This is a genomic window from Nocardioides terrigena (assembly GCF_003047265.1).
Classification (GTDB): domain Bacteria; phylum Actinomycetota; class Actinomycetes; order Propionibacteriales; family Nocardioidaceae; genus Nocardioides; species Nocardioides terrigena.
Map to the genome: position 1 here is coordinate 36,306 of NZ_PZYY01000007.1, position 23,276 is coordinate 59,581.

General features: G+C 67.3%; 11 protein-coding genes and 1 pseudogene. 9 read left to right on the forward strand and 3 right to left on the reverse strand.

What is annotated here, in order from left to right:
* The first annotated feature begins 2 nt into the window (after window positions 1-2).
* The 4 genes from DAE25_RS15900 to DAE25_RS15915 all read left to right on the forward strand — a co-directional run bounded on the left by DAE25_RS15900 (window position 3) and on the right by DAE25_RS15915 (window position 6,050).
* On the forward strand, window positions 3-1,535 hold the full coding sequence (locus DAE25_RS15900; RefSeq protein ID WP_107767131.1) for an ATP-binding protein: 1,533 nt from the start codon (window positions 3-5) through the stop codon (window positions 1,533-1,535).
* Window positions 1,532-3,409 carry an endonuclease/exonuclease/phosphatase family protein gene (locus DAE25_RS15905; RefSeq protein ID WP_107767132.1) on the forward strand — a complete coding sequence of 626 codons (1,878 nt, stop codon included), beginning with the start codon at window positions 1,532-1,534 and terminating at the stop codon, window positions 3,407-3,409. The genes DAE25_RS15900 and DAE25_RS15905 overlap by 4 nt, the downstream gene beginning before the upstream one ends.
* Window positions 3,410-3,477: 68 nt before the next feature.
* On the forward strand, window positions 3,478-4,083 hold the full coding sequence (locus tag DAE25_RS15910; RefSeq protein WP_107767133.1) for an ATP-binding protein: 606 nt from the start codon (window positions 3,478-3,480) through the stop codon (window positions 4,081-4,083).
* A 2-nt stretch (window positions 4,084-4,085) separates the two neighbouring features.
* Window positions 4,086-6,050 carry a type IV secretory system conjugative DNA transfer family protein gene (locus DAE25_RS15915; RefSeq protein WP_234411092.1) on the forward strand — a complete coding sequence of 655 codons (1,965 nt, stop codon included), beginning with the start codon at window positions 4,086-4,088 and terminating at the stop codon, window positions 6,048-6,050.
* A 1,230-nt stretch (window positions 6,051-7,280) separates the two neighbouring features.
* On the opposite strand, the gene DAE25_RS15920 is transcribed toward DAE25_RS15915, so the two are convergent.
* On the reverse strand, window positions 7,281-9,719 hold the full coding sequence (locus DAE25_RS15920) for a DUF4062 domain-containing protein (protein ID WP_107767134.1): 2,439 nt from the start codon (window positions 9,717-9,719) through the stop codon (window positions 7,281-7,283).
* A gap of 400 nt (window positions 9,720-10,119) precedes the next feature.
* Here DAE25_RS15920 and DAE25_RS15925 point away from each other — a divergent pair, with 400 nt between their 5' ends.
* Entirely contained in the window at window positions 10,120-11,322 is a 1,203-nt protein-coding gene (locus tag DAE25_RS15925; protein WP_159083769.1) for a hypothetical protein, read from the forward strand.
* A gap of 343 nt (window positions 11,323-11,665) precedes the next feature.
* On the opposite strand, the gene DAE25_RS15930 is transcribed toward DAE25_RS15925, so the two are convergent.
* On the reverse strand, window positions 11,666-12,583 hold the full coding sequence (locus DAE25_RS15930; RefSeq protein WP_159083770.1) for a hypothetical protein: 918 nt from the start codon (window positions 12,581-12,583) through the stop codon (window positions 11,666-11,668).
* An 822-nt stretch (window positions 12,584-13,405) separates the two neighbouring features.
* The gene (locus DAE25_RS15935) at window positions 13,406-14,170 is read right to left on the reverse strand and encodes an AfsR/SARP family transcriptional regulator (protein WP_159083771.1); all 765 of its coding nucleotides are present in this window, start codon (window positions 14,168-14,170) and stop codon (window positions 13,406-13,408) included.
* 246 nt (window positions 14,171-14,416) lie between these two features.
* Between DAE25_RS15935 and DAE25_RS15940 the strand changes: the two genes are divergently transcribed.
* The 4 genes and pseudogenes from DAE25_RS15940 to DAE25_RS15950 all read left to right on the forward strand — a co-directional run bounded on the left by DAE25_RS15940 (window position 14,417) and on the right by DAE25_RS15950 (window position 23,268).
* Window positions 14,417-16,525, forward strand: a complete 2,109-nt coding sequence (locus DAE25_RS15940; protein WP_159083772.1) for a hypothetical protein — start codon at window positions 14,417-14,419, stop codon at window positions 16,523-16,525.
* Window positions 16,526-16,558: 33 nt separating this feature from the next.
* The gene (locus DAE25_RS23230) at window positions 16,559-17,548 is read left to right on the forward strand and encodes a hypothetical protein (protein WP_159083773.1); all 990 of its coding nucleotides are present in this window, start codon (window positions 16,559-16,561) and stop codon (window positions 17,546-17,548) included.
* Window positions 17,549-17,898: 350 nt separating this feature from the next.
* A pseudogene (locus tag DAE25_RS24300) lies at window positions 17,899-18,228 on the forward strand (DUF6531 domain-containing protein); the annotation flags it as partial.
* A 126-nt stretch (window positions 18,229-18,354) separates the two neighbouring features.
* Window positions 18,355-23,268 (forward strand): RHS repeat-associated core domain-containing protein, encoded by a 4,914-nt coding sequence (locus tag DAE25_RS15950; protein ID WP_159083774.1) that lies wholly within the window; start codon window positions 18,355-18,357, stop codon window positions 23,266-23,268.
* Window positions 23,269-23,276 lie beyond the last annotated feature (8 nt).

Sequence of the window (23,276 nt, forward strand, 5' to 3'; positions counted from 1 at the left end):
CGATGACGACTGCTCGCCGCATCCGCACCACCACCCGACGGCCGGCGACGTCCGCCCGGTCCCTCGACGAGCTGCTGGGCGACTTCGGCACCCGGATGCCGCGCACACCGCCGCCAGCCCCACACCCGCCGGCGGACCGACTCTTCCCCTATCGGGTCTCGCCCCGCGGACGGCACCGCACCGGACATGGCTGGGCCCCGACGTTGCCCCCGCTGCCGCGGTACCTGATGACCTCGGAGCAGACACCGGTCCTGTGGCCGCTCATCGCCGGCGACGGGCTCCCACCCACCGGTGCCCCGATGGGCTACAACGTGCTGTCGGGTGGCGGCTTCTACTGCGACCCCATGGGGTGGGTCCTCGACGACGCCATCCCGGTCACCAACCCGAACGTCTTCATCTTCGGCAAACCAGGTCGCGGCAAGTCGGCCCTGGTGAAGGCGTTCCTGCTGCGGATGATCCGCTTCGGCCACCGGTCCCTGGTCCTCGGCGACGTCAAGGACGAGTACGAGGACATCTGCCTGGCCCTCGACGTGACCCCCTACCGGATCGGGCCGGGACTCCCCGGGCGCATCAACCCCCTCGACGTCGGACCCCTCGCCGTCGACTGGGAGGCCCAGGACCGTGCCGAGCTCCACCGGCGCATCCAGGTAGTCACCTCCCGGTGGCTCACCCTTGTCCGGGGCCTCGTCGGCTCCCAAGGCGTCCCCTTCACCCCGACCGAGGAACGCGTGATCCACCAGGTCCTCCAGGACCTCACCGGCTGGACCCGCGCGCAGACCCGCCTGCGCGACGTCACCGTCCCGTTGGTCTGGGCGGCCCTGGACGAACCCACCGACGACCTCGTCCGCGGATGCCGCTACGACTCACGTCACCACTTCTACGACTCCACCCGTCCGCTGCGCGACGCCCTCGGCGCCCTGTGCGAGGGGTCATTGAAGGGCATGTTCGACACCGAGTCGACCTACCGGCCGAACTGGCGGGCACCGATCCAGTCGTTGTCCCTGCGTGCGCTGCGCGAGCAGGGCAACGAGGCGGCCCTCGCCATCGCCTTGATGTGCCTGAGCTCGTGGGGCCAGGGGGCGCGTGAGCTGGCCGCACCCGGGGATCGGCGCATCGTGCTGCGCGACGAGGCCTGGATGCAGACCCGGCTCGGGACCGAGGCCGTCAAGACCCTCGACGCCAACCTGCGGCTCTCCCGCACCGACGGCGACATCCAGCTCGTCACCTACCACAAGCCCTCGGATCCCCTCTCGGCCGGCGACGAGGGCAGCCAGGCCGTGCAGATCGCCAAGGACCTGCTGAACCTGGCCGACATCCGGATCCTGATGGGCCAAGACGCCAAGGTGGCCGACGAGCTCGGCGGACTCCTCGGACTCACCCCGATGCAGCAACAAATCGTCACCGGATGGGCCATGCAGGAGAAGGGCCGCGCCCTGTGGATGGTGGGGGATCAGCGCTACAAGGTCCAGACCCTCCTCACCCCCCTCGAGCAGCAGCTCACCTACACCAACGAGGCCATCGCGGCCGCCCCATGACGACCGCCATGACGCCCCGCTCGCTGCTCCTCCTCGCACCCATCGTGATCCTCGGGCTGCTGGGTCCCGTGCTCCTGGTGGCCATGATCGCCGGCACCCGCCCCACCCCCGCCGCCGCCGCGTGCACCACCAACGACACCAACCCGGACACCGCGATCGAGGCGATCGCCGGTGTCGACCTCACGACCGAACAGGTGCAGGTAGCCACGCAAGCCGTCGCCGCCGTTCGTGGCCACCCGGCGACGACGGACACACCGCGCGCAGCCGTGGTCGTCCTGGCCGCCGGCTACCAGGAGTCCCGGCTGCGGAACCTCGCGCACGGTGACCGCGACTCCCTGGGATACCTGCAGCAACGCCCCTCCCAGGGGTGGGGGAGTGCCGAGCAGGTCCGCGACGTCACCCACGCCACCACCTCGTTCCTCACCCAACTGGTCGCCGTCCCGGGCTGGCAGACCATGCGGGTCACGGACGCGGCCGCCGCCGTCCAACGGCCGGCCGATGAGTACCGCGACGCCTACGAGCAGTGGGTACCGCTGGCCACTGCCCTCACCGCACGGCTCTGGGGCGCGGCACCCTCCCTCACCACTCGGCTCACCACCCCGCTCACCAGACCGTCCGGCGCGCCGGGCCCGCGGGTGTACGCCGCACCGCCGCCCCCGGGTGCGGACGCCAGTGCCTCGTCCCTGACAATCGCGCACGCCAACATCAAGGCCAGCCTCTTGCCGGCCGCTTTCCGCGCCGACCTCCAGACGACGGTGGCCGGCGGCGCCGACCTGGTGTCCCTGAACGAGATGAGCCCTCGGGGTGACCGCGAGATCACACCGCCGGGATACGCCGCGTTCCGCGCCCCGCCCACGGCTCCCGCGAGCCAGACCCGGTCCACGGCGGTGCTGTGGCGCACCGACCGGTGGAGCCTGGCCGCGGGGGGCCGAGAGCTCCTGGTCCCTGACGGTCCCCAACGGTGGGACGCGGGACGCTCCGCCACCTGGGCGACCCTGCAGGATCCCGACGGCCGCCAGGTGTCGATGGTCTCGGTGCACCACATGATCAACCCCGTCGTCCACGGACCCAACCCGCTGCGCCAGCGCCTCTACGCGGCCGGGATGCGCACCCTCGCAGCCGTCGTGACGAGGCTGGCGACACGGGGGCCGGTGTTCGTGGCCGGCGACTTCAACTCCCAGTGGACGGCCCACGACCCGTGGGGTCCCCGGGCGGTCCTAGCCGGCATCGGGATGCAGACCTCCATGGACGTCCTCGGCCGCGAACCAACCCACCGGGGCGGCGGCACCATCGACTACCTCTTCTATCCCACCGCGACCGCCACCCCGACCGCGCAGTCCACCCGGATCCTGAACTCCGACCACCGGCTGCTGAGCGCGACCTTCACCTGGGACGCCGCCCCCACCACGACCGCGAGTCCAGCCTGCGTGCCCCCGACGTCGGCGCCGGTGCCGACCGACTGCGCGACCGCCGGCGGTGCCGCCGAGGCTGGCCTCACCCCCGACGCGCTGCGGGTCATGCGGTGCGTGCTCACCGTGTTCGGTCCCCACACCGTCGGAGGCCTCGGAGACCGGCCAAACCCCAGCGACCACGAGACCGGCCGCGCCGTCGACATCATGATCGACCGGTGGGACACCGCGACCGGCAACGAGGCCGGATGGGCGATCGCCCGCTGGGTCCGCTCCCGCGCCTCGGAGCTCGGCGTCACGTACGTCATCTTCGACGCCCGCATCTGGTCCCCGGACCGCGACGCCGAGGGCTGGCGTACCTACTCCCACCCCACCGGGGTCAGCAGCCCCACTCTGGACCACCTCGACCACGTCCACGTCTCGGTCCACGGTCACGCCGCCACCGACCCTGACCTGCTCCCATGAGGGGCGCCCCGCTGCCGCACTCACCGTCGGCTGTCCGACCTGGCAACGGCCTCCCCGCCTCTCCCGGTATGAAGGTGAGCATCGGGCACGGCATGGACGGCTCACCCGTACATGTCCAGACCACGACCGACCGGGTGGTGGTCCTGCTGAGCGACCCAGGCCAGGGAAAGACGACGTTGGCCCGGTACCTGACCCGCTGGTGGATCGCCGATCCACGCCGCACGGCACGCATCTTCGCCACCCGGCCCCACGAGTACACCGACCTGATGACGGTCCGCTCGGTCGTGGTCCTCCCTCTTGTAGACGTCGACCGCGCTCTCGTCGCGCCCTCCTCCCGGGAACTCACAGTGATCGACACCGTGGACACGGTGCCGGTCCCCACCGCCAGACTCGTGGCTCATCGGCAGGTCCGCGCAGACGACCTGACGATCGTCACCTCCAGCGGCCATGTCGCCCGGGAGCTGGAGCCCGACGGGTGTCGCCGTCTCGGCCTAGTGACGAGACCCCCCGGCGGGCGCCCGCTCACGGCGGCACCCCGGAGAAGCGACGGGTGGGACGGTCTGCAAGGACGGCTCGACTGGCCGAGCGACGTGGAGGCGGTGGTACCTGACATCCGGGGGGCGCGAGACCTCCCGGTCCACCGCTGGCAGGTCATCGACCGCGCCGCCGGATGAGCATGCAGCGCAGTCGACACGACCGGTTCCGCGAGCACCCCGTCCCGCTGACGTGGGAGCTCCCGGTCTTGGCTGCCCTGGTCGGCCTCCTCATCGCGGCGATGACGCCACTGGTGGTGCAGGGGCTCGCATGCTGGCTGAGCGGAGCGGCCTTCGCCTGGCCCACGGGACAGACTCCCGCCGCGCTCGTCGGTCTCGCGCAGGGACGCTTCGGCGTGGGACTTGCACAGGCGTCGGCCGACCGGCTGCCGAGTGACCCGGTGCTGTGGATCGCGACGGCGGTCGCCGAGGTGTCGCTCGTAGCGGGTGTCGTTCTGGTCACGTGCTGGATGCGGGCGGCCCTGGGGCTCAGCGGTCACCGGGGGCTGGCGACCGCTGCTCAGGCACGGGCCGCTTTGGGCGCCGCGGCCCTGCGGCGTAGGGCCGCGGTCGTGCGACCCGACCTGTACGGCAGTAGACGAGCAACGCGCCTGACCGGATCTGCGCGTTCCGTGGTCGCGGGGGAGGAGCGACCGATGGGGAGGCCGTCTGGACGCACACACAGGTCACGCGGCCGGTTCCATCCCCACGACGTGGGCTGGCGCCTGGGCCGAGTGGGACTTCGCCGCAAGGACCTCTGGGTGCCGTACGACCGCACCACCTGTGCGATCGGGCCGCAGGGGTCGGGCAAGACCCTCGACGTGTTGGTCCCCGCGCTTCTCGACGCCCCGGGCGCTGCCCTGGTCACCCTGACCAAGCCCGACGACTTGTTCCTCACCCTGGCCGCGCGCCAGGAAGGTGGTCGACCGGTGGCAGTCCTGGACCCGTTCGATCTCGCTCCCGGAGTCCCCGAGCTGGTGTGGGATCCCATCATCGGGTGTGAGGACTCAATGCTCGCCGAACGGCGAGCCAAGGCGTTCGCCGCCGGCACCGTGAAGGGGGCCGCCATCGGCGGTGGCGACCAGGCGGCCCGGTTCTACGCGGGGGAGTGCGCGAAGGTCCTGCAGGCCTACTTCCACGCCGCCGCGATCGGTGGGCTCGGACTCGAGGTGGTGCTGACATGGGTCGCCAACCCGCATCACCATCCCGAGCCCGAGGAGATCCTGCGGACCAACCCCGGGGCGGCTCCGCTGTGGGACGGGCTCCTGCGTGGCGCCTTGCAGGGGGACGAGCGCACGGCCGGAAACACCATCACCACCGTCCAGCAGGCTCTGGCGCTGTTCTTCCAAGCAGACATCCGTCGACGGTGCGTACCCTCACCCGGCCGACCGGCCACTGACCTCACCGACCTGATCCGCGCCGGCGGGACCATCTACCTCCTTGGACGTGAGGACCCGTACGCGTCCGCGTCACCGCTGATGACTGCTGTCACCGAACAGATCCTGGACACCGCCAAGCAGTTGGGCGAGACCGCCGAGCAGGGCCGCCTCTGTCCACCGTTCCTCGCCTGCCTCGACGAGCTCCCGTCGACCGCGCCCGTCCCGACTCTCGCCACCCGGATGGCCAACGAGCGCGCCCTGGGCCTGTCGTTCCTCCTCGCCGCCCAGACATGGCGACAGCTCGTCGTCTGCTACGGCGAGGACGAGGCCCGCACCATCTACGGCCTGAGCAACAACCTGGTCGTGTTCGGCGGAGGGAAGGACATCCACTTCTACCGCGAGCTCTCCGACCTGATCGGCCAGACCACCCTGATGCGAGCCAGCCACACCCGTCACGGACACGGAACGTCACGCTCGTGGAGTCCCACCGAGGTACCTGTCCTGCAGCCCGGCGAGCTGCGCGCGATCCCCGACCGCCAAGCACTCGTGCTGTCCGAGACGCGGGAACCCATCATCGCCACCCTCGACCGCTGCATCGAGAACGGCCGAGGAGCCGAACTGCTCTCCGCCCAGCACGATGCCCGTCGCGACGCCTGGCAGGCACTCGGCCGCAGGAGCGAGACCGCGGACTCTGGTGGCGACGCGCGACGTCTTGGGCTGCCGCGGTGAACGCGCGTTCGCGGTCGACGAGGGAAACCAGCCCGACGTGACGACCCCGAGACCGTCCCCGGAGAGGCAACGGCCTCATGACCGGAACGCAGCGCCGATGGTGGCGCCCTTCCCCGAGCCCGGGCAGACCTTGCGTGCAGCCATGAGCGCCCTCCAACGCCAGTCGACGACGCCGGCTGAGACGGACATCGAGATGGAAACCTGCGCCCTCCTGCCGAAGCCCTGGGATCCAGCGAGCTGCTCTGGAGCGCTTCGCCAAGAGCTGTGGTGGTGGCTGGAAGACGTCGCAATCTGGATCAACGAACAGCACCTATGGAATCTGGCCCGATCCGGCATCCCGGAATGCTGGCCCGCCCACCCCCACCTCGTCCACGAGCTCGCCGCCGTTGCGGCCGCTCGGTACTACACGAGATACGCCGCCACCCCCGCCGCTCTCGAGGACTGGCAACGCCACTGCCTGACAGCGTTCCTCGAACGCATCCGCGAGCGACTCGGAGCGGGCTGCCAACCGGGACAGCACTCGAGACGACCGCGCCATGATCGCGACGGAATACACGCCAGTCAACGGAGTCATCAGATCAGAACCCGACAGTTCATAGACGACGTCACAAGCTCAAGCAGTCAGATTGACAACGCTGCCCTGCGCCCGCGATGACTGGCGTCGTCCGATCCACACGTACCGCTCTCGATGTCCGCCGAAGGTCGCGCAGTTTGGCTCGGCAGGCGGAGGACAGTACTCGCACTGAGCTGGAAGGGCATGCATACCGAAGCGGCATACGACGCCCACCGCGCCCACAATGGGCGCCCTTGCCTCGAGCCAGGACCGTCGTGATTGCCGCAACGAGACGGGCGGAATGCGTCTAGGAGGCGACCGTCCGACGCGCTAGAGCAAGACACCATTGATCGAGACCCAGCACCGCCGATAGAGAACACGGGGCTCAGCGCCGATTCGGAGGGGAGTCAAGCCTCAGTGCCATCGACCCGCGGATCTTCGAGAGGTTGACGCCGCGACGGCGGGCGAATTACCTCAGCACTCGGGGAGTGGCTAGGCGTGGGGTCTGCGTGTCAAGCAGCCCGGCCCCCGGGACTAGTCGAGGAGGGCCGAACCTTGGCTTGGACATTTCGAAGCGTGGACGCGAATTATCTGAAGGAGTTCGGATCGGTCCGGAAGACTACTGACCTCTGCAGCCTTACGACTATGTGACCTGAGGTGGGGGGGGTGGGGGGGGCCTACTCCGGCGCATCAATCATGGAAGACGCGTATCCGTATAGATGCTCATCCAGGGCGGCGATGATGTTGTACCAGTACGGGCGCGACTGTTTGTCGTAGCGGTTGAGCAGGTCAGTAAGCTGCTCGTTGCTCCAACGAGCGAGCAGTTGGTCCATCGCCGCCATGCGAACTGTCCCGTCGTCAACGTACAGCGCCTCCTCAAGCACCGCATCAGCCGTCTCTTCCTGCCGCAGTTCCCAAGTCTGAGCGGCCGTTTGAAGTTGAGGGATGCTGCTCTTACGCCAAACCGGTACAACGAACTCCGCGAAGGGGCTCGCCAGGATCGTCTCGCACTCCAATATTGCTTGGTAGGTGTCGAATGCAGACAGGTCGCTGAGGCGGGGAAAAGGCCGCGCAAGCCGGGCTGTCATCTTCACAAGCGCTTGCGAGGCGGGTCTTCGTGAAAGGTAGTGGTCGCGCCGTAGCTCGTCGGCTACTCGGATGAGATCGTGGTATCCAACCCTCTGGGCGTTCACCTCGTCGGCGAGGACACCGCATGCAGCCGCCTTCGCGCTCGCAGTCATGTGCTGAGCGATCGAGCGGTAGTCCGCGAGCAGGGGGGCGACTCGGTCGTTCAGGAACTCTGCCTCGCCGTCGAGAACCTCGCGTGCTGCCTCGAGGTACCCGGATGGATCCTGGATGGTTCGGGCTATCCAGCAAGAGACAGTGAAGGTCTCTTTGGCGCCGAGATCGTCAAGGAGTCCCGGCGGGCTTGAGGCGGCCAGCAGTCGGCAGACCAGGTGCGCGGTTGCGTACTTGTCGATCTCGGCCAGTTTCGCGATCTTCGCGACAGCCCAGTCCAAGTCGCGCGCCCCCCGCTCGACCACGGCGGCTTCGACCGTCGGGCTCTCGAGTTCGATAGCCGACTTGAGCTGTTGATCGGTGACCTCGTCGTGCTGCACGAGCTGGACCGCCGCGGCGATTGAGACGTCTTTCTGAGTGCCCGAGAGCAACACGTCCCACTGGCTGGAATCTAGAGCCGGCATGGAGTCGACGAGTAGTCCGCGAACCGCCGCTGTATCGGACTGGTACTTCCCTGGCGCCAGATCGTCGGTACTGCTGAAGTCGCCAGACATGGTTCTCGCTAGGGCGGTGACGGCTCGTCGCGAATCTTCATCGATCGTACCTTCGGCCGCAATCGCCGTTAGTAGCGGAATATCTTCGACAGTCGCCAGTTCGGTCAGATAGTTAAGGGCCACTTCGACTACAGGGAAGTGCTCGAATAGTGCTGACCATCGTTGGACGGTCTCCTCAAACGTTTCTTCATCAGTCCTCGACACTTCGGACCCTCCCGCTGACCCTTCGCACTCGTCGGAATCCCAGAGCGCTTTTGGACGGATAGAGTTCGTTGTTAGGAACCGAAGGACACCTCGGGCAATCGAGTCGTCATCGTCCTGCACCAGAGAACCTAACTCTGAGTCAAACCGATCCTTGATATCGCTGACATCGATGAGCCCCCAGATCGGGATGGTCCGCTCACTGCGCTTCGCAGTGCCGACGTTAGCGAAGTAGGTGCGGTACCACTCTCGGGCCTCGCCCATGGTCAGATCGAGCTGCGCTCGTTCCTTGTAGAGCCGGTTCACGTGATGGGTCCCCAGCAAGCCGTGGTCCTTCGTGAACGCGGTTCCAACGAGAGCAACTCGGTCGCGCGCGGCCTCGCTCGGTGTGCCGTCGCCTGTGAACATCCCCGAGAACTCCTTGAAGGCTTCAAGGATCTGACGCTGCGCCGAGTCGATTTCATGCCGACCGGTGGGATTTACGGACTTCTCGGCCCCAGCAGGCTCGGCGATCTCAGAAGATGACGCCATCTCAATAGGTTCACCCGCTGCTGGCGTCGCCCCAGACATAGTAGCCCCGTCTGGGGCTTTCGAACCCACCTCGTGAACCAACTGTAGGGCGTATGGCGTAAGGAAGTCGTAGATCTCAAGGGCGAGATGATCTGCATTCTTGAAGAACTTGTACAGCGCAAGTCGATCGCGGCGAATGCGCTCCTGGAACTCCAGAACTGCAATCAGTTGCGGCCCCAGGTCGTCAAGCCGCTCCTTTGCGACCTCCCTGAAGAACATCCCGATCGCTGGGTTCAGACCCTCTGAGCGGCGCGCCAACGCAATCTCGAACTCCTCTTCGAACCCTGAACTGTGCGTGCCGGTTTCCGACCCCCATCGCATGTTCAATAATCCGACGAATATCTCGCACTCGTAAACAAGGGGGTTGATGAGTTCCTGGGGTCGTCCGGCTTCGGGTTGGACTTCTTCCCAACCAAAGATGGACACACGTACGCCGCGCTCGCGGAACGTTGCGTTCATCCGCCGCTCGACGGCTCGAAGAGCGTCGCGTTCATCGCTCAAGTCACCAGGTGACGCCATGAAGACGCGAAGTTCGCGCACATCGCTCGGCATACTGCTCCCGTACTAGCTTCATTCGGCTTGGATCTCAACAAAGGTAGGTTAGCCGCCGCCACCGGTCAGATTCCGCCGGCCAACCGAGTGTTGGGTCGAGACTTACGCCGCGGCGGCTCCACCGGCATCGAGGAAGGCCGAGATCGACGCGGCCGATCGAAGCATCGTCGAACGGCCAACTACCGAGTCGTGCGGCCCAAGCGCGGAGGTGGCAAAGTCGCCGACACGAGGACCAGCAACGCATCCCTGCTGCTCAACTGGCTCGTCGTCTGCCGGGCTTGAAATCCCATGAGCTCGAAGCCGTGGCATTACGCGGTCGAAGCCGTGCGACGCGCGCGGGGTCCGACGTCGGGCCGACAGCAACGTCGATGGACCACTTGGTCGACGTACCATGCTTTTCATGATGCTGGGGAACAAAAACCTGTTTGCGGGTCAAGCTATCCCTGATGAGGCACGCACCCGTGTCCAGCAAGCTCTAACTGCGCTGAAGCGCGTCGACATTGACACGATTTTGACCACAGACATCGACGTCCTAATCGACGCGCACCTAGACGAGTTCGGCACAGCGACGGTGCTGTGGGACGACGCATCGACGACGGAGCCGAAGCAACTCGACACCGTCGTGACCCGAGATGTCATCGGCAATCAAGTGCATACCGCCCACGTGCAGATCACAGTCACAGCGCCAGTCGAAGGGGACCCGTACCTCTTGACGTACTACTCGCACTCGGGCGCTCCAGGTATGCCGCTCGAGGGAGCGGTAGGGCGTAGCGGGGTGCAAGGCACATGGACCGGCGATGCCGGTGCAGGGGCACAGGCCATCGAGCACTGGTTCCACCAGTTCAAGAGTCAGGTAGACCATTTTTTGGGCTACAACAACAGGGACGTCGCCCCGCACAACGAGCGCATGCGTACGCAAGTCCGTAACGCCGTCGAGCGGTGGCGGCAAGAGGAATTGAAGCGCCGTGACCTCGCGGCGAGCCTGCCTTTTCCGATCAAGCGGAATCCGACAGCAACTGCGCCCGTGAAGGCTGAACGACGCAAGGTTCGCCTGCCTCCAAGGGCGGCCACGCCGTTCGAGCCCGAGCCGGAACTCGAAGCGCAGACCTTTGACGAAGTGCTCACCGACGTAGTCAACATGTCCACAATCCTTGAGCGCCTGCCCACAGGTGACCAGGATGAGGAGGAAATCCGCAATCTGTTGCTCGCACAGTTGAATGTCAACTACACCGGCGAGGCAGGCGGCGAGCTGTTCAATGGCTCCGGCAAGACGGACATCCTGATCCGCAAGGGCGACCGCAACGTCTTTATCGCAGAGTGCAAGTTTTACAACGGGCCCGCGTCAGTAACGAAGGCGATCAACCAACTGCTGAGCTACACAGTGTGGCGGGACACCAAGGCAGCGCTGCTGCTGTTCGTTAAGGGCGGCCAGTTCACCGACGTCGTCACAAAGGCCGTGGACGCTGTCAGTGAGCATCCACAGTGCCAACGAACCCTGACCGCCGCAGACCCGGCGAGGCGAAGCGACTACACCTACGTTCGTGCCGATGACCCCGAGCGTGCCATCCACCTAGCGATGCTGCCGTTTAAGTTGCTGTCGTAGGTGACGTGATGGCGTAGCTCGTCAGCACCAGAACGGACGGCGCCAACCCCAAGCAGTTGGACGGCCACTGAAGACGCCCCTTGGGCCGAGTTGACTCGTGAGTTGGAGTCGGTACGTACCCCCTTCCTGTCCGTCCGACTCTGCCGCGATCCGCGCGGGTGAAAGTGTGTCCTTCCGCCGCGAACAGCCAAGCCAGGGACGGGTCACCTAGGCGCCTAGACGTACGAGCGAGTAGATCAACTTGTATCACCGCCGTCGGACGATGTCCTGAGGCAGGCCGTGGCCCCGACGCGCGCATTGTGCCAAGACGGTCGAGGCGTCTACAGCGGGTCTCGCGGGCTGGTCAAGGCCCAAGCATGATCACGTCATCGAAAGTCTTCGATTCGCTATGAGGGTCGATGGCAATGAACTCGTTGATGCGCTTTCCGAGGGCCACGAAACTGCCAGCGTCGCCATCGAAGCCCAAAGCGGTTCGTTGCGTTGGAGCTCCAGCCTGCGGGAAGCCCAACTCGAGTCGATGGGCCATGAACCACAGATTCACCGCTGCGAACGCCAGTAGTTGTCCGCCGGACTGCAGTCGATGTCTTGTGATGAGTGCACCGTTCTCCCGAACCAAGACGTCCTCCGCGGCGTCAGCGCTCGCGTGCGCGGATCGAGACAAGATGCGGTACTTGGCATACCAACCCGTCATCGGCGGGACAAGTCGTTGTTCGAACGGTGGCAGGCGCCCGAACGGGTCGCTGTCACCGAACGCTTGAGTCCAGCGAGCCATTCGACGTGCATAGGTCTCAGGTTCGAGGTCCCTGAGAAGTTTGGCGTTGCGATTCGCGTCACGTATCACAGTCATCCGTCGCTCAGCCGGATCCTCCGATAGCCAGTGGGTCGTCGCGACGTTCTCGAACACAGTCCGAGCCACCGTCGGCATCAGAGGCGCGCCGTGGCCCAAGGCATAGGCCAGTTGCGCGCTGTGGACCAACTGCCAGCTCTGAGTTTGAAGCCCGAGCGCCACATAGATCCACGTCGAAGCGACCTCTACCGGGTAACTGTCGTGAGGACTGGTGAGGAACAGCAAGTTGGACACGGCGTCCAGGAGGCCGACCGTGAAGTCATGCTCGTCCGCGGTCTCAGTTGGCTTGATCCCAAGGATGAGCTTCGAGCCCGAAGCCTCGACCAGCTCCTGCACGAGGGAGAACGCCGGGTCCTTCGCACCCGATTCAATCGCGGAGAGCTCCTCAACGCTGAGGTGGGTCGTGCGCGCCAAGTCAGCAAGGGAGAGTTCTCCGCGCAAGCGCGCCCCTTGGATCAATTCGCCGACGCCTCCACGAACTTGCATGACATCCGCTCAACTCACGGCCGCGCTCGACCAATCGAGCCCAGCAAGTCCTATGTCCCGGCGCGCGGCATCAAGAAACTCACGCCGGGCCGCCCAGTACCGAGGGCGCCACTCGACGAATTGCGACCAGCTGGGTTGAGAACCGGTCGGGGCGGGCTCCCGACGCATGATTGCCCAAAGCTCGGCGGCCGTCGCGGCTACGTCGTCTGATGCGACCAGCCGCACGTCTTCTAACGCACGTTGGCCGGAGCCGGACGGCACGCTCCTCAGCCGTAGGGACGCTTCGCCCACCCCTACGTCACCAGAGCGTTGATCTCGATGAATGGCTCCGGCGAGCTCGAACATCTCATGGACAGAGGACAGGAAATCCAGATAGGCAACCCTGCGTAGGCTGGCAAGCCGCTCGTCCGAGGCGTGCCTTTGAGCCGACCGTTGGTTGAAGTGCGTTCCTGCCGCCCCGAGCACTCCGCCGAGCAAGGTTCCAAGGACCGCGACTACTGCCTCCATCTAGGAATTGAACCACCTCCTGATTCGTGTGGCTCTACATCCTGATCACGATCGTCAGCTTGCGGTCTCTCGCGCTGCCGGTTCCGGATCTGTGCCGTTTGTCCATGCGCCTCGAATTGAGCCAGCGAAGGGGCCAGCCAACTAGCACCAGGCAACTCAGCTGACAGCGCGTCATTTCGACGGAACAGCAGCGCCACGGCGGCGCACCGCCGCGTACTGAGATATTGAACAGGTTCTCGTTAGTCACTCACCTCGCTCAGGTGTGTAGGAATAATTGGCTCGCCGGCCCACTAGCATGGCTCGGGTTTGAGGCGAGGGCTCCACCCCCAACTCCTCCTCCAGGACCCTGACGCAGTGGCTGTAGGCCGCCCTCGCCTGCGCGATGTTGCCCTCAGCCAAGTGAATGGCGATCACCACGCGATGGGCGCTTTCTCGCAGGGGATCGGAATCCACTGAGGCGAGGGCGAGGTCCAGGGCGCGACCGAAAGCGCCGCTTTTCAGCAGCCGATTGGCCTGCGCTTCAAGCCCATGAAGCCACAACTGGTGGAGACGCTCGCGTTCGGGTGCCAGCCAGCACTCGTCCCACTCCGGAAGGAGCGACCGCTCCTCCGTTGTGAGGTCGCCGACGTCCCACGCATCGCACGGGTCGTCGCTGGAGCAGCATGGACCCAATACGGCGCGCAGGCGTTCAGCGACTTCAGTTACGTCGACTGACGCTTTGGGATGCAGTTCAATCGCGCGTACTCCGCTGCGAATCAGCCCCGGTGCCGCCCGGTTGACGCGCCACACCGTCGTCCGCAAGCAGTTGAGTGCACTGAGTTCGGAGCTGTGCGGCCACAGCGTGCCAGCGATCCGGCTCCGCGGCCAGCTGTGATGAAGGGCGAGCACGGCCACAAGACGCTGGGCACTGACCGGCAGGTCGACGATTCGATCCTCGACCATCACTTCAAATCCGCCCAATAGCCGAACGCTTGCACGGAGCGGGACTCCATCGGTGTATCCCTGCATCGGCCGTTCCCTCCCGAGCGGGACTGCACACCGCGTCAGCTGATGCTGAGTGCTGGCGAGCGGCCCCCGAAGCAAATGCCTCCCCGAATTGTCCATTCGGACGCGCTTCGATGTCCATTCAGACTCGGGCATTCCTAGTCACGGTCTGGACCACGCCACGGCGGCAGAGAGGTGACACGGCCGTGACGTGCGGGTGACGGGGCTTGCCTAGCGTCACACCACAGCCGGTCAACTTCGGGGGGAACCATGACAACCGCATTCCAACTCGGCCTGCCGATCGACATCCCTTGGACCAAGGTGTGTGTAACCGAGGACATGATGGACCGGGTCGTGTGCGACGACGTGCTGCCCCCCAAGTGGCACAGCAGCATCGCGATCTTCAAGTACCGGCCCGACGACGACTTCCAGAAGTACCCCGACTACGACATCACCTATCTCAAGGCAACCGTCACGATCACGGGCTACCAGCCCCTCGAGGACGAGATCCAGGGCGAGATCGACTGGGACGGGGTCGACGTCACCTCGGTCGAGGGCGTTACGGAACTGCTGAGCAGCTACTACCCCTGCACCGGGGCCATCTTGCAGATGGTCGTCGGACCCCACGGTGACTCCGACAACACCGCGCTCGACCGATACCCGTTCTTCTTGGACTTCGAGCCGAAGAAGCGGGAGCTATACGAGATGGCGACTGACACCAAGGAGCGCTCGTCGCGCTCGATCGAGTCGATCAACGTCGGCAAGTCGGGCGGCACGACTAAGTCCCTCGAGGTCCTCGACGTCGACATGGGCGGCAGCACCAGTTTCGGCGCCCAGGGGCAGTACGCGGGAACCGGCGGCGGCTTCACCTACTCCAGCTCCAATCAGGGCCAGTGGGGCACCAAGAGCGTGAACACGCAGGACTCCCAGACCACGCGCACGACCGAGGTCGGCACCGAGCGGCGCGAGACGCAGTCGTTCACCACCCAGCTCTCGCAGATGTACCACCTGCTCGACAGCTATCACGTGGGCACCAACCGCGCCGTCTTTTTCGTGCAGCCACGCCCCCACGTGCTGGAGGAGCCGTCGGGCTTCGTCCGTGGACCGCGCAAGGTCGAGGGCATCCAGGAGTTCTTCCTCGTCGTCGCGGCACCGAAGGACGCACCGGACTACTGCATCTCCGCCCGGCTCGACACGGCACACCTGGCCGAGACAGACATCCTCGACTACGAGTACCGCTCGGAGGTGACCGACCTGGCCACGGCGGCCGCGCACGTCCCCACGCGCAACGACACCCCGGACGGCACGACCACCCGAGAGGCGTGCTTCCTAGCCTGCTGGGACGTGACCTACCTCTGCTACCGGACCCATGCGGTCGATGACGTGGTCTACAACGCGCCCACCGGCTTCGGAATCACCAGCACCTCCGACGTCGTGAACCAGAGCGACGCACACGGATCCACCGGCGTCACCGTCTCGCCCGACCGGCGGGTCGTCACGGTCCACGCCGAGGCCAGCGGGCACATATGCTTCGAGGACAGCGGCGTGTGCGTCGACTGCCCCGACGAGGTCGACAAGTGGGCCGGGTTCGCTCGGCGCCAGGTGCAAGTGCAGCTGCGCTCGGAGGAGCCCATCCGCAAGGTCGGCACCCGCACCTCGCTGGTCATCACCACCAGAGGACTGTGCTGCTGCGACCGCGGGCCCGACAAGCGGTGGCTCAACAAAGGCATCAGCGTCGTCGATCTCCCACCTGGTCTAGCCGTGCTGCCCGCTTCGCGTGCGGTGGGTGCCGTCGGTCGCACTACGGCAGCTCTCAAAGCAGTCCGGGGAGCCCGGCCTGAGGAGGGAGCGGGGCTCGTTGCCGCCGAGGACCAGGACTGCGGCTGCGGTGACTGCGAGGGCTGCGGAGATCAGGAGCCCATGACCGCCGCGTCCTCGGTCGTGCGCGCCAACGCGATCTCCGACGCGATCCGCGACGAGCTCACCAAGCACGTGACGTCGAGGCGACTCCGCACTGCCTCATCGTCCTTCGTCGAGACGGACCTCTTCGCGAAACAGGTCGAGGGGGTCCTAAGCCGCTCGCGCCGAGGCCGCGACCTGCTGGCGCAGCCGGTGACGCTGCCGAAGGACGTCGCGAAGGCCGTGGCGGACCGGCTGCACCGCAAGCCGGGCGAGCTTACGCAGAAGGACCTGCTTCGCTTCCAGGTCGGCGACATCGCCCGAGAGAGCGGTCGCCCGGCTGCCGACATCCGGCGCCTCAAGCTCGGCTCCTTGGGCATGACCCTGCGCGACGGCGATAAGTTGGGTGGAAATAGGGACACCGATGCCCCGCCCGCGAGGCCACGCAAGGACGACGACGACACGTCCAGCGCCGAGTGACGGCCGAGCGCACAGGCCCAGGACGTGACGACGGTGGACGGCATCTCGCTCTATGGTCCCGACCGGCTCGAGGTCGGCGGCTCGACCACGGCCACCGTGGAGAGCGCGGCCAGGCGATCCTTCCACGGAGTGGCGCCCCTGGGCCTGCTTCCTCATCCGGCCCTCACGCCCCAGGCGTGGGAGCGGCTCGCTCCGAGGCTGGATGAGGCAGTCAGCGACCTCGACGGTCTCGTGAGCGCGGCCCGCTCGGTCGGAGTGTTGACTTTTGAGGAGAGCCTTCGAGCCGCTCGTCACGTGGCCGAGGAGTACGGCGCGGGCCGCGGCCCCACCGAGCTGTGGGGAGCGAAGGAGGGGCACGTCGCCAGCGTCTGGCGCGCGAGCTTCGGCCACGATCACGAGGCGGCCCCGGCGGTCGTCGCGCTCAACGTGTCCCGCGACTCGGTGGCTGCCGAGGAGCTGAAATCGGTCGCGCGGAGGTTGCGGCAGCTCTCGCAGCGCTGCCCCGACCTCGTGGCTGAGGTGCTCGGCGTTTGGCACCTCGAAGGGGACCGAGCCCGCGGTCACTCCGTGGTGGTCGTCGCGCAGCGGTGGCTCGACGACTCGCTGGAAATCAACCCGCTCCGTCTCAGTGAGGGCGGGACAAGGCTCTGCCGGGTGGCGCGGTTCCTCACCGACCCGGCACGACCAGCGCACATCGAGGGCGTGGTCGGGTCTGCGCTGGACGAGCTCGAGCACCGCCGGCTGGGGGCCGATTTGGGGCGCCTGATCGCGGCAAGCGCGGAGCGCTCCGAGGACGGCACGGGGTGGACCGTGCCGAGCTTCGTCCTCGAGCGGGGCGACCTCGTCTGGCACGCCGGCGGGGGCGTCGCGGTCGCATGCGCCGGCAGCTCGGTCACCGTCCCGGCCGCCACCGTGGAGGAGGCGGCCGTGCAGGCCGTCGGCGCCGCTTGCCATTCCCTCGACGAGCGCCATGTCTGGGCCGTGCTTGAGGGAGCCGCGAGCGCACAGGTGAGTCAGTCATGACCGAGTGGTCGGTAGTCGCCGAGCGCGCCGAGCCCATCACCGTCACGATGCCCAACGGGCAGACCATCACTTTGAACCACGGGGACAAGTACGCGACCCAGACCGCGTGCGAGATGATCAGCTTTCTCGCGGCCCGCGACCCCGACGTGCCGCTGACCGAGCGCACCAGCGGGTCCCTGGACGACCTGCTGGCAGCCGGACGTGACGAGGGGTGCATCGGCCCCGGCGGCGAGGTCGTCACGACGCCGATCCCCGGGCCCTCGTCCACGCCCGCCGACGTGCCGCCCGCTGGCGGGTCGGGCGACTCCGCCACGGCGCAGGGTGCCCCACAGGTGCCACCTGGGATGCAGATGGTGCAGGGCGGCGAGGGAGCCCGCACTCCCGGAGAAGGGGGGAGCGCGTCCTCCAACGAGGAGGCCCGCGACCATCCTGACGGCGCACCGGACACGCACCACGGCGGGACCGAGCCGCGCAGCCGGGTCCTGGACGGCGACCCGGTCGAGCTCTTCTCGGGCGCGTTCGTGGTGGTGGAGTGCGACCTCGCGGTTGAGACGGCGACGATCGAGCTCGCCCTCACCCGGACCTACCGCAGCGGCGCGGCCTACTTCGGCCCATTCGGCTTCGGCTGGGACCACAACCACAACTCCTACGTCCGGGAGCTCACCGACGGCTCGGTGGCGCGCTGGACCGGGCAGCTGCACGAGGAGCACTACCTCCCGGTCGGGGGTGGCTTCTCCTCGCCGGCAGGCGCCCTGGCTCGGCTGGAGCGCGACGCCGGTCCCGCGGTGCGATACGCGCACAACGGCGTGGGCGGCCTGAAGCACGTCTACGCCCAGCCGGCCGGGTGGCCGCTAGCGGCGCGGATTCCGCTGATCGAGGTCGTCGACCGGCACGGCAACCGGTTGCGCTACTCCTACGACGGCTCGGGCCGGGTCCAGGAGGTCCGCGACGACGACGACAGGTTCCTCCACTTCGAGTATGGCGATTGCGGGTTGCTCGAGCGAGTCCTCGACCACGCAGGACGCAGCGTCGTCTACTGGCACGACCCGGACATCGAGCACCTTGTCGAAGTCGTGGACACCGACGGGGTGGCCCTCCGGCACTATCGCTACGACAAGCCTTGGCTTCCCGAGGAGATGCGGCACAACATCGTCGAGGTCGTCTCCTCGGACGGCGACACCCTGGTGCTAAACACCTATGAGGAGGACCCGGCGTCGTGGTCGTGGGGCCGGGTGACGCTCCAGGTGCGCGGCGAGTTCGCCTATCAATACCGCTACACGCAGCTCCAGAGCACGCCGCGTCTCCCCGAGTTTCGCAGCGTCCCCGCCGTGCGCGTCGAGGTGCTTGATCCGGAGCTCGCGGTGACAACATCCACGTTCAACGGGTTCGGAGACCTGTTAGACCACCGGCTGCGTCTGGTCCGCGACGGGTCGTTCCGGGTGGTAGTCCATCAGTTCGACTACGACGAAGCGGGCAACCGGACCATGGTGCGGTACCCGGACGGCCGCGAGGAGCACCGAACCTATGACCACGCGAGTGCGGACCCACGGCGGCGCAGTCTCCTACTGCGCCGCGAGGTCCGTGCCCGCACGGGCTTTCCCGACCCCAGCCGGATCATGTGGCGCGGCACTTACGAGCCGGCCTTCCAGCTACCGCGCTCGGTCACCGACGAGGATGGCAACGTCACGCGCTACCTCTACGACTTGGACGCGGGGACGCCGGGTGCGACGGGTCGGCTGAGCGAGATCCGTCTCCCCGACGCCACCCTCGACGACGGCTCGGCGCAGAGCAGCACGCTGTGGGTCGAGCTCAATGTTCGGGGTCAGTGCACAGCGGTCGTCACCGCGGAGGGGACCCGGACCGAGCTGCACTACGGCACCTCCGGTCACGAGCTTGGCCTACTTAGCGAGGTGCACCACGACGTCACCGGCCTCGACCTGGTGGAGCGGTTCCGCTACGACCCAGTCGGAGACGTCGTGGCGGCCCATGACGCGACCGGCGGCGAGCGCCGCTACGCTTATGACAGCCACCGCCGGGTACGCCGTCAGGAGACCGTGGCAGTGGCGGGCGCTCGGGCGGCCGTGACGATCGACCGGGACGCGGACGGCGACGTGGTCGGCATCACCCGTCCCGCCGGCGACTACACGGACCCGATCCTGGCCGGCTCCGACATCAATGACTCGATCCACCGCGACCCACTCGGAAACGTGCTGCGGACTGTCCTCGCAGCCAATACCGAGCATCCGCGCGCGGTGACCCAGCGCGTCGACTACCGGGGCATGCCCGTCTCCGTAGTTGACGCCCTCGGCACCAGGGTTACCCAGCAATTCGACGAGCGGGGGATGTTACTGCACAAGGATTCCACGGGCAGCGACGGCACCAGCCTGAGGGAGACCAGCGTGTACGACACCTCGGGACGCCGGGTGATCCACCGCACAGGGCCAGCAGCTGACCTCCGCGTGGACTACACCTACGACGGCTTCGGTCGCCTCAGCCAGGTGAGTTCGGCCAACGGCAGCATCGTGGAATACGAGTGGGGCAGGGACGATCTGCTCGTCTCCGAGTCCGTCACCGGTGACCGCGGCGACGGGACCGCAGCGTTGCTGCGTCTGGCCGCTTACGACTACGACGAGCGCGGACGCCTCACCAAGGAGACGGTCGCCGTGTTCGCCGACGACCCCGCGGCCGCGGTCGACAGCGTGACGACCTACCGCTATGACGGCGACAACAACCGAACCGCCGTGACCGACCCGCGAGGTGCTACCACCATCTTCGTCCACGACGCGCTGGGGCGCCTGGTGGAGCGCCGGGACGCCGTCGGCAACGCCACCGTGCATACCTACTCGGGTCTGGACCGCCTGACCCGGGTGGAACGCCGCGACGTGACGCCCGCGGGGGTGGTGAGCCACGCGTGGGAGCACGCCTTTGACGAGCGGGGGCGCAGGGTCCGCTCGACCGATCCGCTCGGGAACTCCACAGTTGTCGTCTACGACGACCGAGACGTGCCGGTGGCCGTCACCAGCCCGCTCGGGGTCGTCCAGCGTAGAGTGGTGGGGCCGACCGGCGAGCTGATGTCGGTGACCCGCGACGAGCTGGGGCTTCAGGTCGTCCACGTCTGGGCCTACGACGCGGCCGGCCGCCTGGAGACGTACGTCGACCCGGCCGGCGAGGTCACCACCATGACATACGACGGCGTCGGCCGGCAGCTGGAGGTCACTCGTCCGGGGTTCTCTAGCAGCCGCTCCTTTGGAGCGGACGGTCGCCTGGCCGAGGAGGTGCTCGCCAGCGGCGCCCGGGTCCGGATGACCTACGACGCGGCCGGACGGCTGCACTCCGTGGACGCCCAGGGTGGCGGCCTGATGCCCGTCCCACTTATCACCTACACATACGACGGGCTGGATCGGCTGGTCGGCGCCTCGACCGGGTCCTCGACCACGACGCGCGCCTACGACAGCCTCGGCCGCCTCGTGTCCGAAGGCCTGGACGGGGTCAGCGTCGACGTGTCCCACGACGACACCACGGGCCAGACGGAGCTGAGCTGGCCCAGTGGCCGACGCGAACGCATCACCACCGCCGACAACGGGTTCCCGGTGCGGGTCGAGCGGCTGGCCTCCGGCTCCCTGGGAGACGGACCCGCCGTCCTAGCCGAGATCGAGCCGGCAGGGCTGGACCGCTACGACGAGGTGACGGTCAGTGGTGAGCTGACCGCGGAGGCGACGTACGACCTCGGTGGCCGCCTCACTCGGCTCGCCTACGAGAGCCAGCAGCAACCCGTGGAGAGCTTCGACTACCGCTTCGACGCGGACGGCCGCCGCGGGCTCGAGCAGGCGGTCGAGCGGGACGCGCAGCGCCTGTGGGAGCACGACGGGCTCGACCGGGTGGACGGGATCGCCGACGACTTCGCGCTCAGCCTGTCCGCAGCCCCCGGGGACCAGGCCGCGCAGGACGCAGAGATCGCCACGGCGGCGACGACTGCGGTCGGCTCGGCTGCCCGGTGGGAGCACATCAGCTATAACGACGGGGATGAACGGGTTGCGCGGCAGGTCGACGGGGTAGCCCCTGTCGCCTATTCGCACCTCCCCGGCCACCGGCTGTCCCAAGCAGGTCCTGAGCCGGTCACCCACCAGGCCGACGGCATCCGCGAAACGGACGGCGGCCGACGCTACGTCGCCGACGCGCTCGGCAGGATCCGCGCGGTCCAGCGCCTTGACGGCACCGCCGTGTTCGAGCTGGACTACGACGCCCTGGGACGGCCGGTGGTGCTGGGTGTCACCGGGAGCACCACCACTCAGCTTCACTATCTCGGCGATCGGCTCCTGCTCGAGTCCAGGGCCGGAGCAGCGGTCCGAGAGTACTCACCGCAGCCCGTCACCGGCGCACCTCTGCTCGTGCACGTCGCCGGCCGCTCGCTGACGCCGGTGGTGGACCTCTCGGGGAGCGTGCGGGGCTATTGGGAGCCCCAGGCAGGGCTGGTCGAATCCCACGAGTTCGACCCGTTCGGCACGCCTACGATGACCGACGCCGGCGGAACACCGCTGACTACCTCGAACGTCGGACTCGAGCCGTCCTTCGCGGGGATGCGGTGGCTGCCGGAGGCGGGCCTCTATCTGACCCGGTCCCGGCTCTACGACCCACGGCACGGGGCCTTCCTTAGTCCGGACCCTGCAGGCGCCAGCGACAGCCCGAACCCCTACGCCTACGTGCGGCACGACCCCGCCGACCTAGTGGACCCCCGTGGCGAGCTCGCGTTCCTCGCGGTGCTCGGCATCGTCGCTATCGGGGCGCTCGTCGGAGGCGGGCTGAACGCCGTCCGGCAGGGCATCGCCATCTCCGAAGGCGCCCAAGAGGAGTTCAGCTGGGGTGAGCTCGGACTCAACATGGCCATCGGCGGGGTGCTGGCCCCGGTCGCAGTCTTCGCCCCGGAGATCGCGATCCCGCTCGCGGCCATGGGCGTGAGCAGCGGTGCGCAGGAAATCAGTCGCGGCCACTATGCCACCGGGCTTTTCGACATCGGGACCTCGATCGTCGGGCTGCGGGGGGCCACGCGCTCGCCCAGCTTCCTCGCGCCTCGCTCGGTGCGCATCACAAACGCCAAGGTGGTCATCGCCCGGACGGACCTCAACCAGGCCGAACTCGGTCTCCATCTCCGTCGCGTCCTCACTACCAACCCCGAGACACGTGCCTCACTTCAGCGACAGATTGGCGACGTCCGCATCGCGCGGGCGATCCTGGACGATCCCGGCATCACCGTCCGCAGCCTTGACCCCGAGACCCGCTCCGTCACCGAGCGGCCACTGGGCTTCGACCCCAGCGAGCTTGGCTGGGACGGCATCCGTCGCGACGTGCAGTTCTACCGCCCGGACGGAACGCGCGGCGGCGACCTCGACATCTCGCTGCCCAGGCTCGACGTCGAGATCAAGCTCGGCGAGCGGGCCGGGGACACGGCGGGCAAGGTCGACGCGCGCAACACTTTCCTGCCCGAACGCGCAGGGACACCATACGTTCTCGCCAGCGAGATTCCACCTGACGTATTGGGGCGTTGGCAGCAGCACCCCCGGGCGGTACCGATCGACTTGCGCACCGCTGCCAACCACGGGTTTGACGGACACCTCCAGGTCACCCCGGAGATGCGTGGCGGCACGCCGTACTTTCTGCGTGACCTGCTCTCCCCGGAGGCCCTGCGATACGTCTTCCCGTCGGTGGGCACGGGACGGAAGTAGAGGAGCGG

Bases quoted from the DNA above. Each gene is read 5' to 3' on its own strand.
- DAE25_RS15920 (WP_107767134.1), bottom strand. From the start codon at position 9,719: ATGCCGAGCGATGTGCGCGAACTTCGCGTCTTCATGGCGTCACCTGGT.
- DAE25_RS15905 (WP_107767132.1), top strand. From the start codon at position 1,532: ATGACGACCGCCATGACGCCCCGCTCGCTGCTCCTCCTCGCACCCATC.
- DAE25_RS15940 (WP_159083772.1), top strand. From the start codon at position 14,417: ATGACAACCGCATTCCAACTCGGCCTGCCGATCGACATCCCTTGGACC.
- DAE25_RS15910 (WP_107767133.1), top strand. From the start codon at position 3,478: ATGAAGGTGAGCATCGGGCACGGCATGGACGGCTCACCCGTACATGTC.
- DAE25_RS15935 (WP_159083771.1), bottom strand. From the start codon at position 14,170: ATGCAGGGATACACCGATGGAGTCCCGCTCCGTGCAAGCGTTCGGCTA.
- DAE25_RS15915 (WP_234411092.1), top strand. From the start codon at position 4,086: ATGCAGCGCAGTCGACACGACCGGTTCCGCGAGCACCCCGTCCCGCTG.
- DAE25_RS15925 (WP_159083769.1), top strand. From the start codon at position 10,120: ATGATGCTGGGGAACAAAAACCTGTTTGCGGGTCAAGCTATCCCTGAT.
- DAE25_RS15900 (WP_107767131.1), top strand. From the start codon at position 3: ATGACGACTGCTCGCCGCATCCGCACCACCACCCGACGGCCGGCGACG.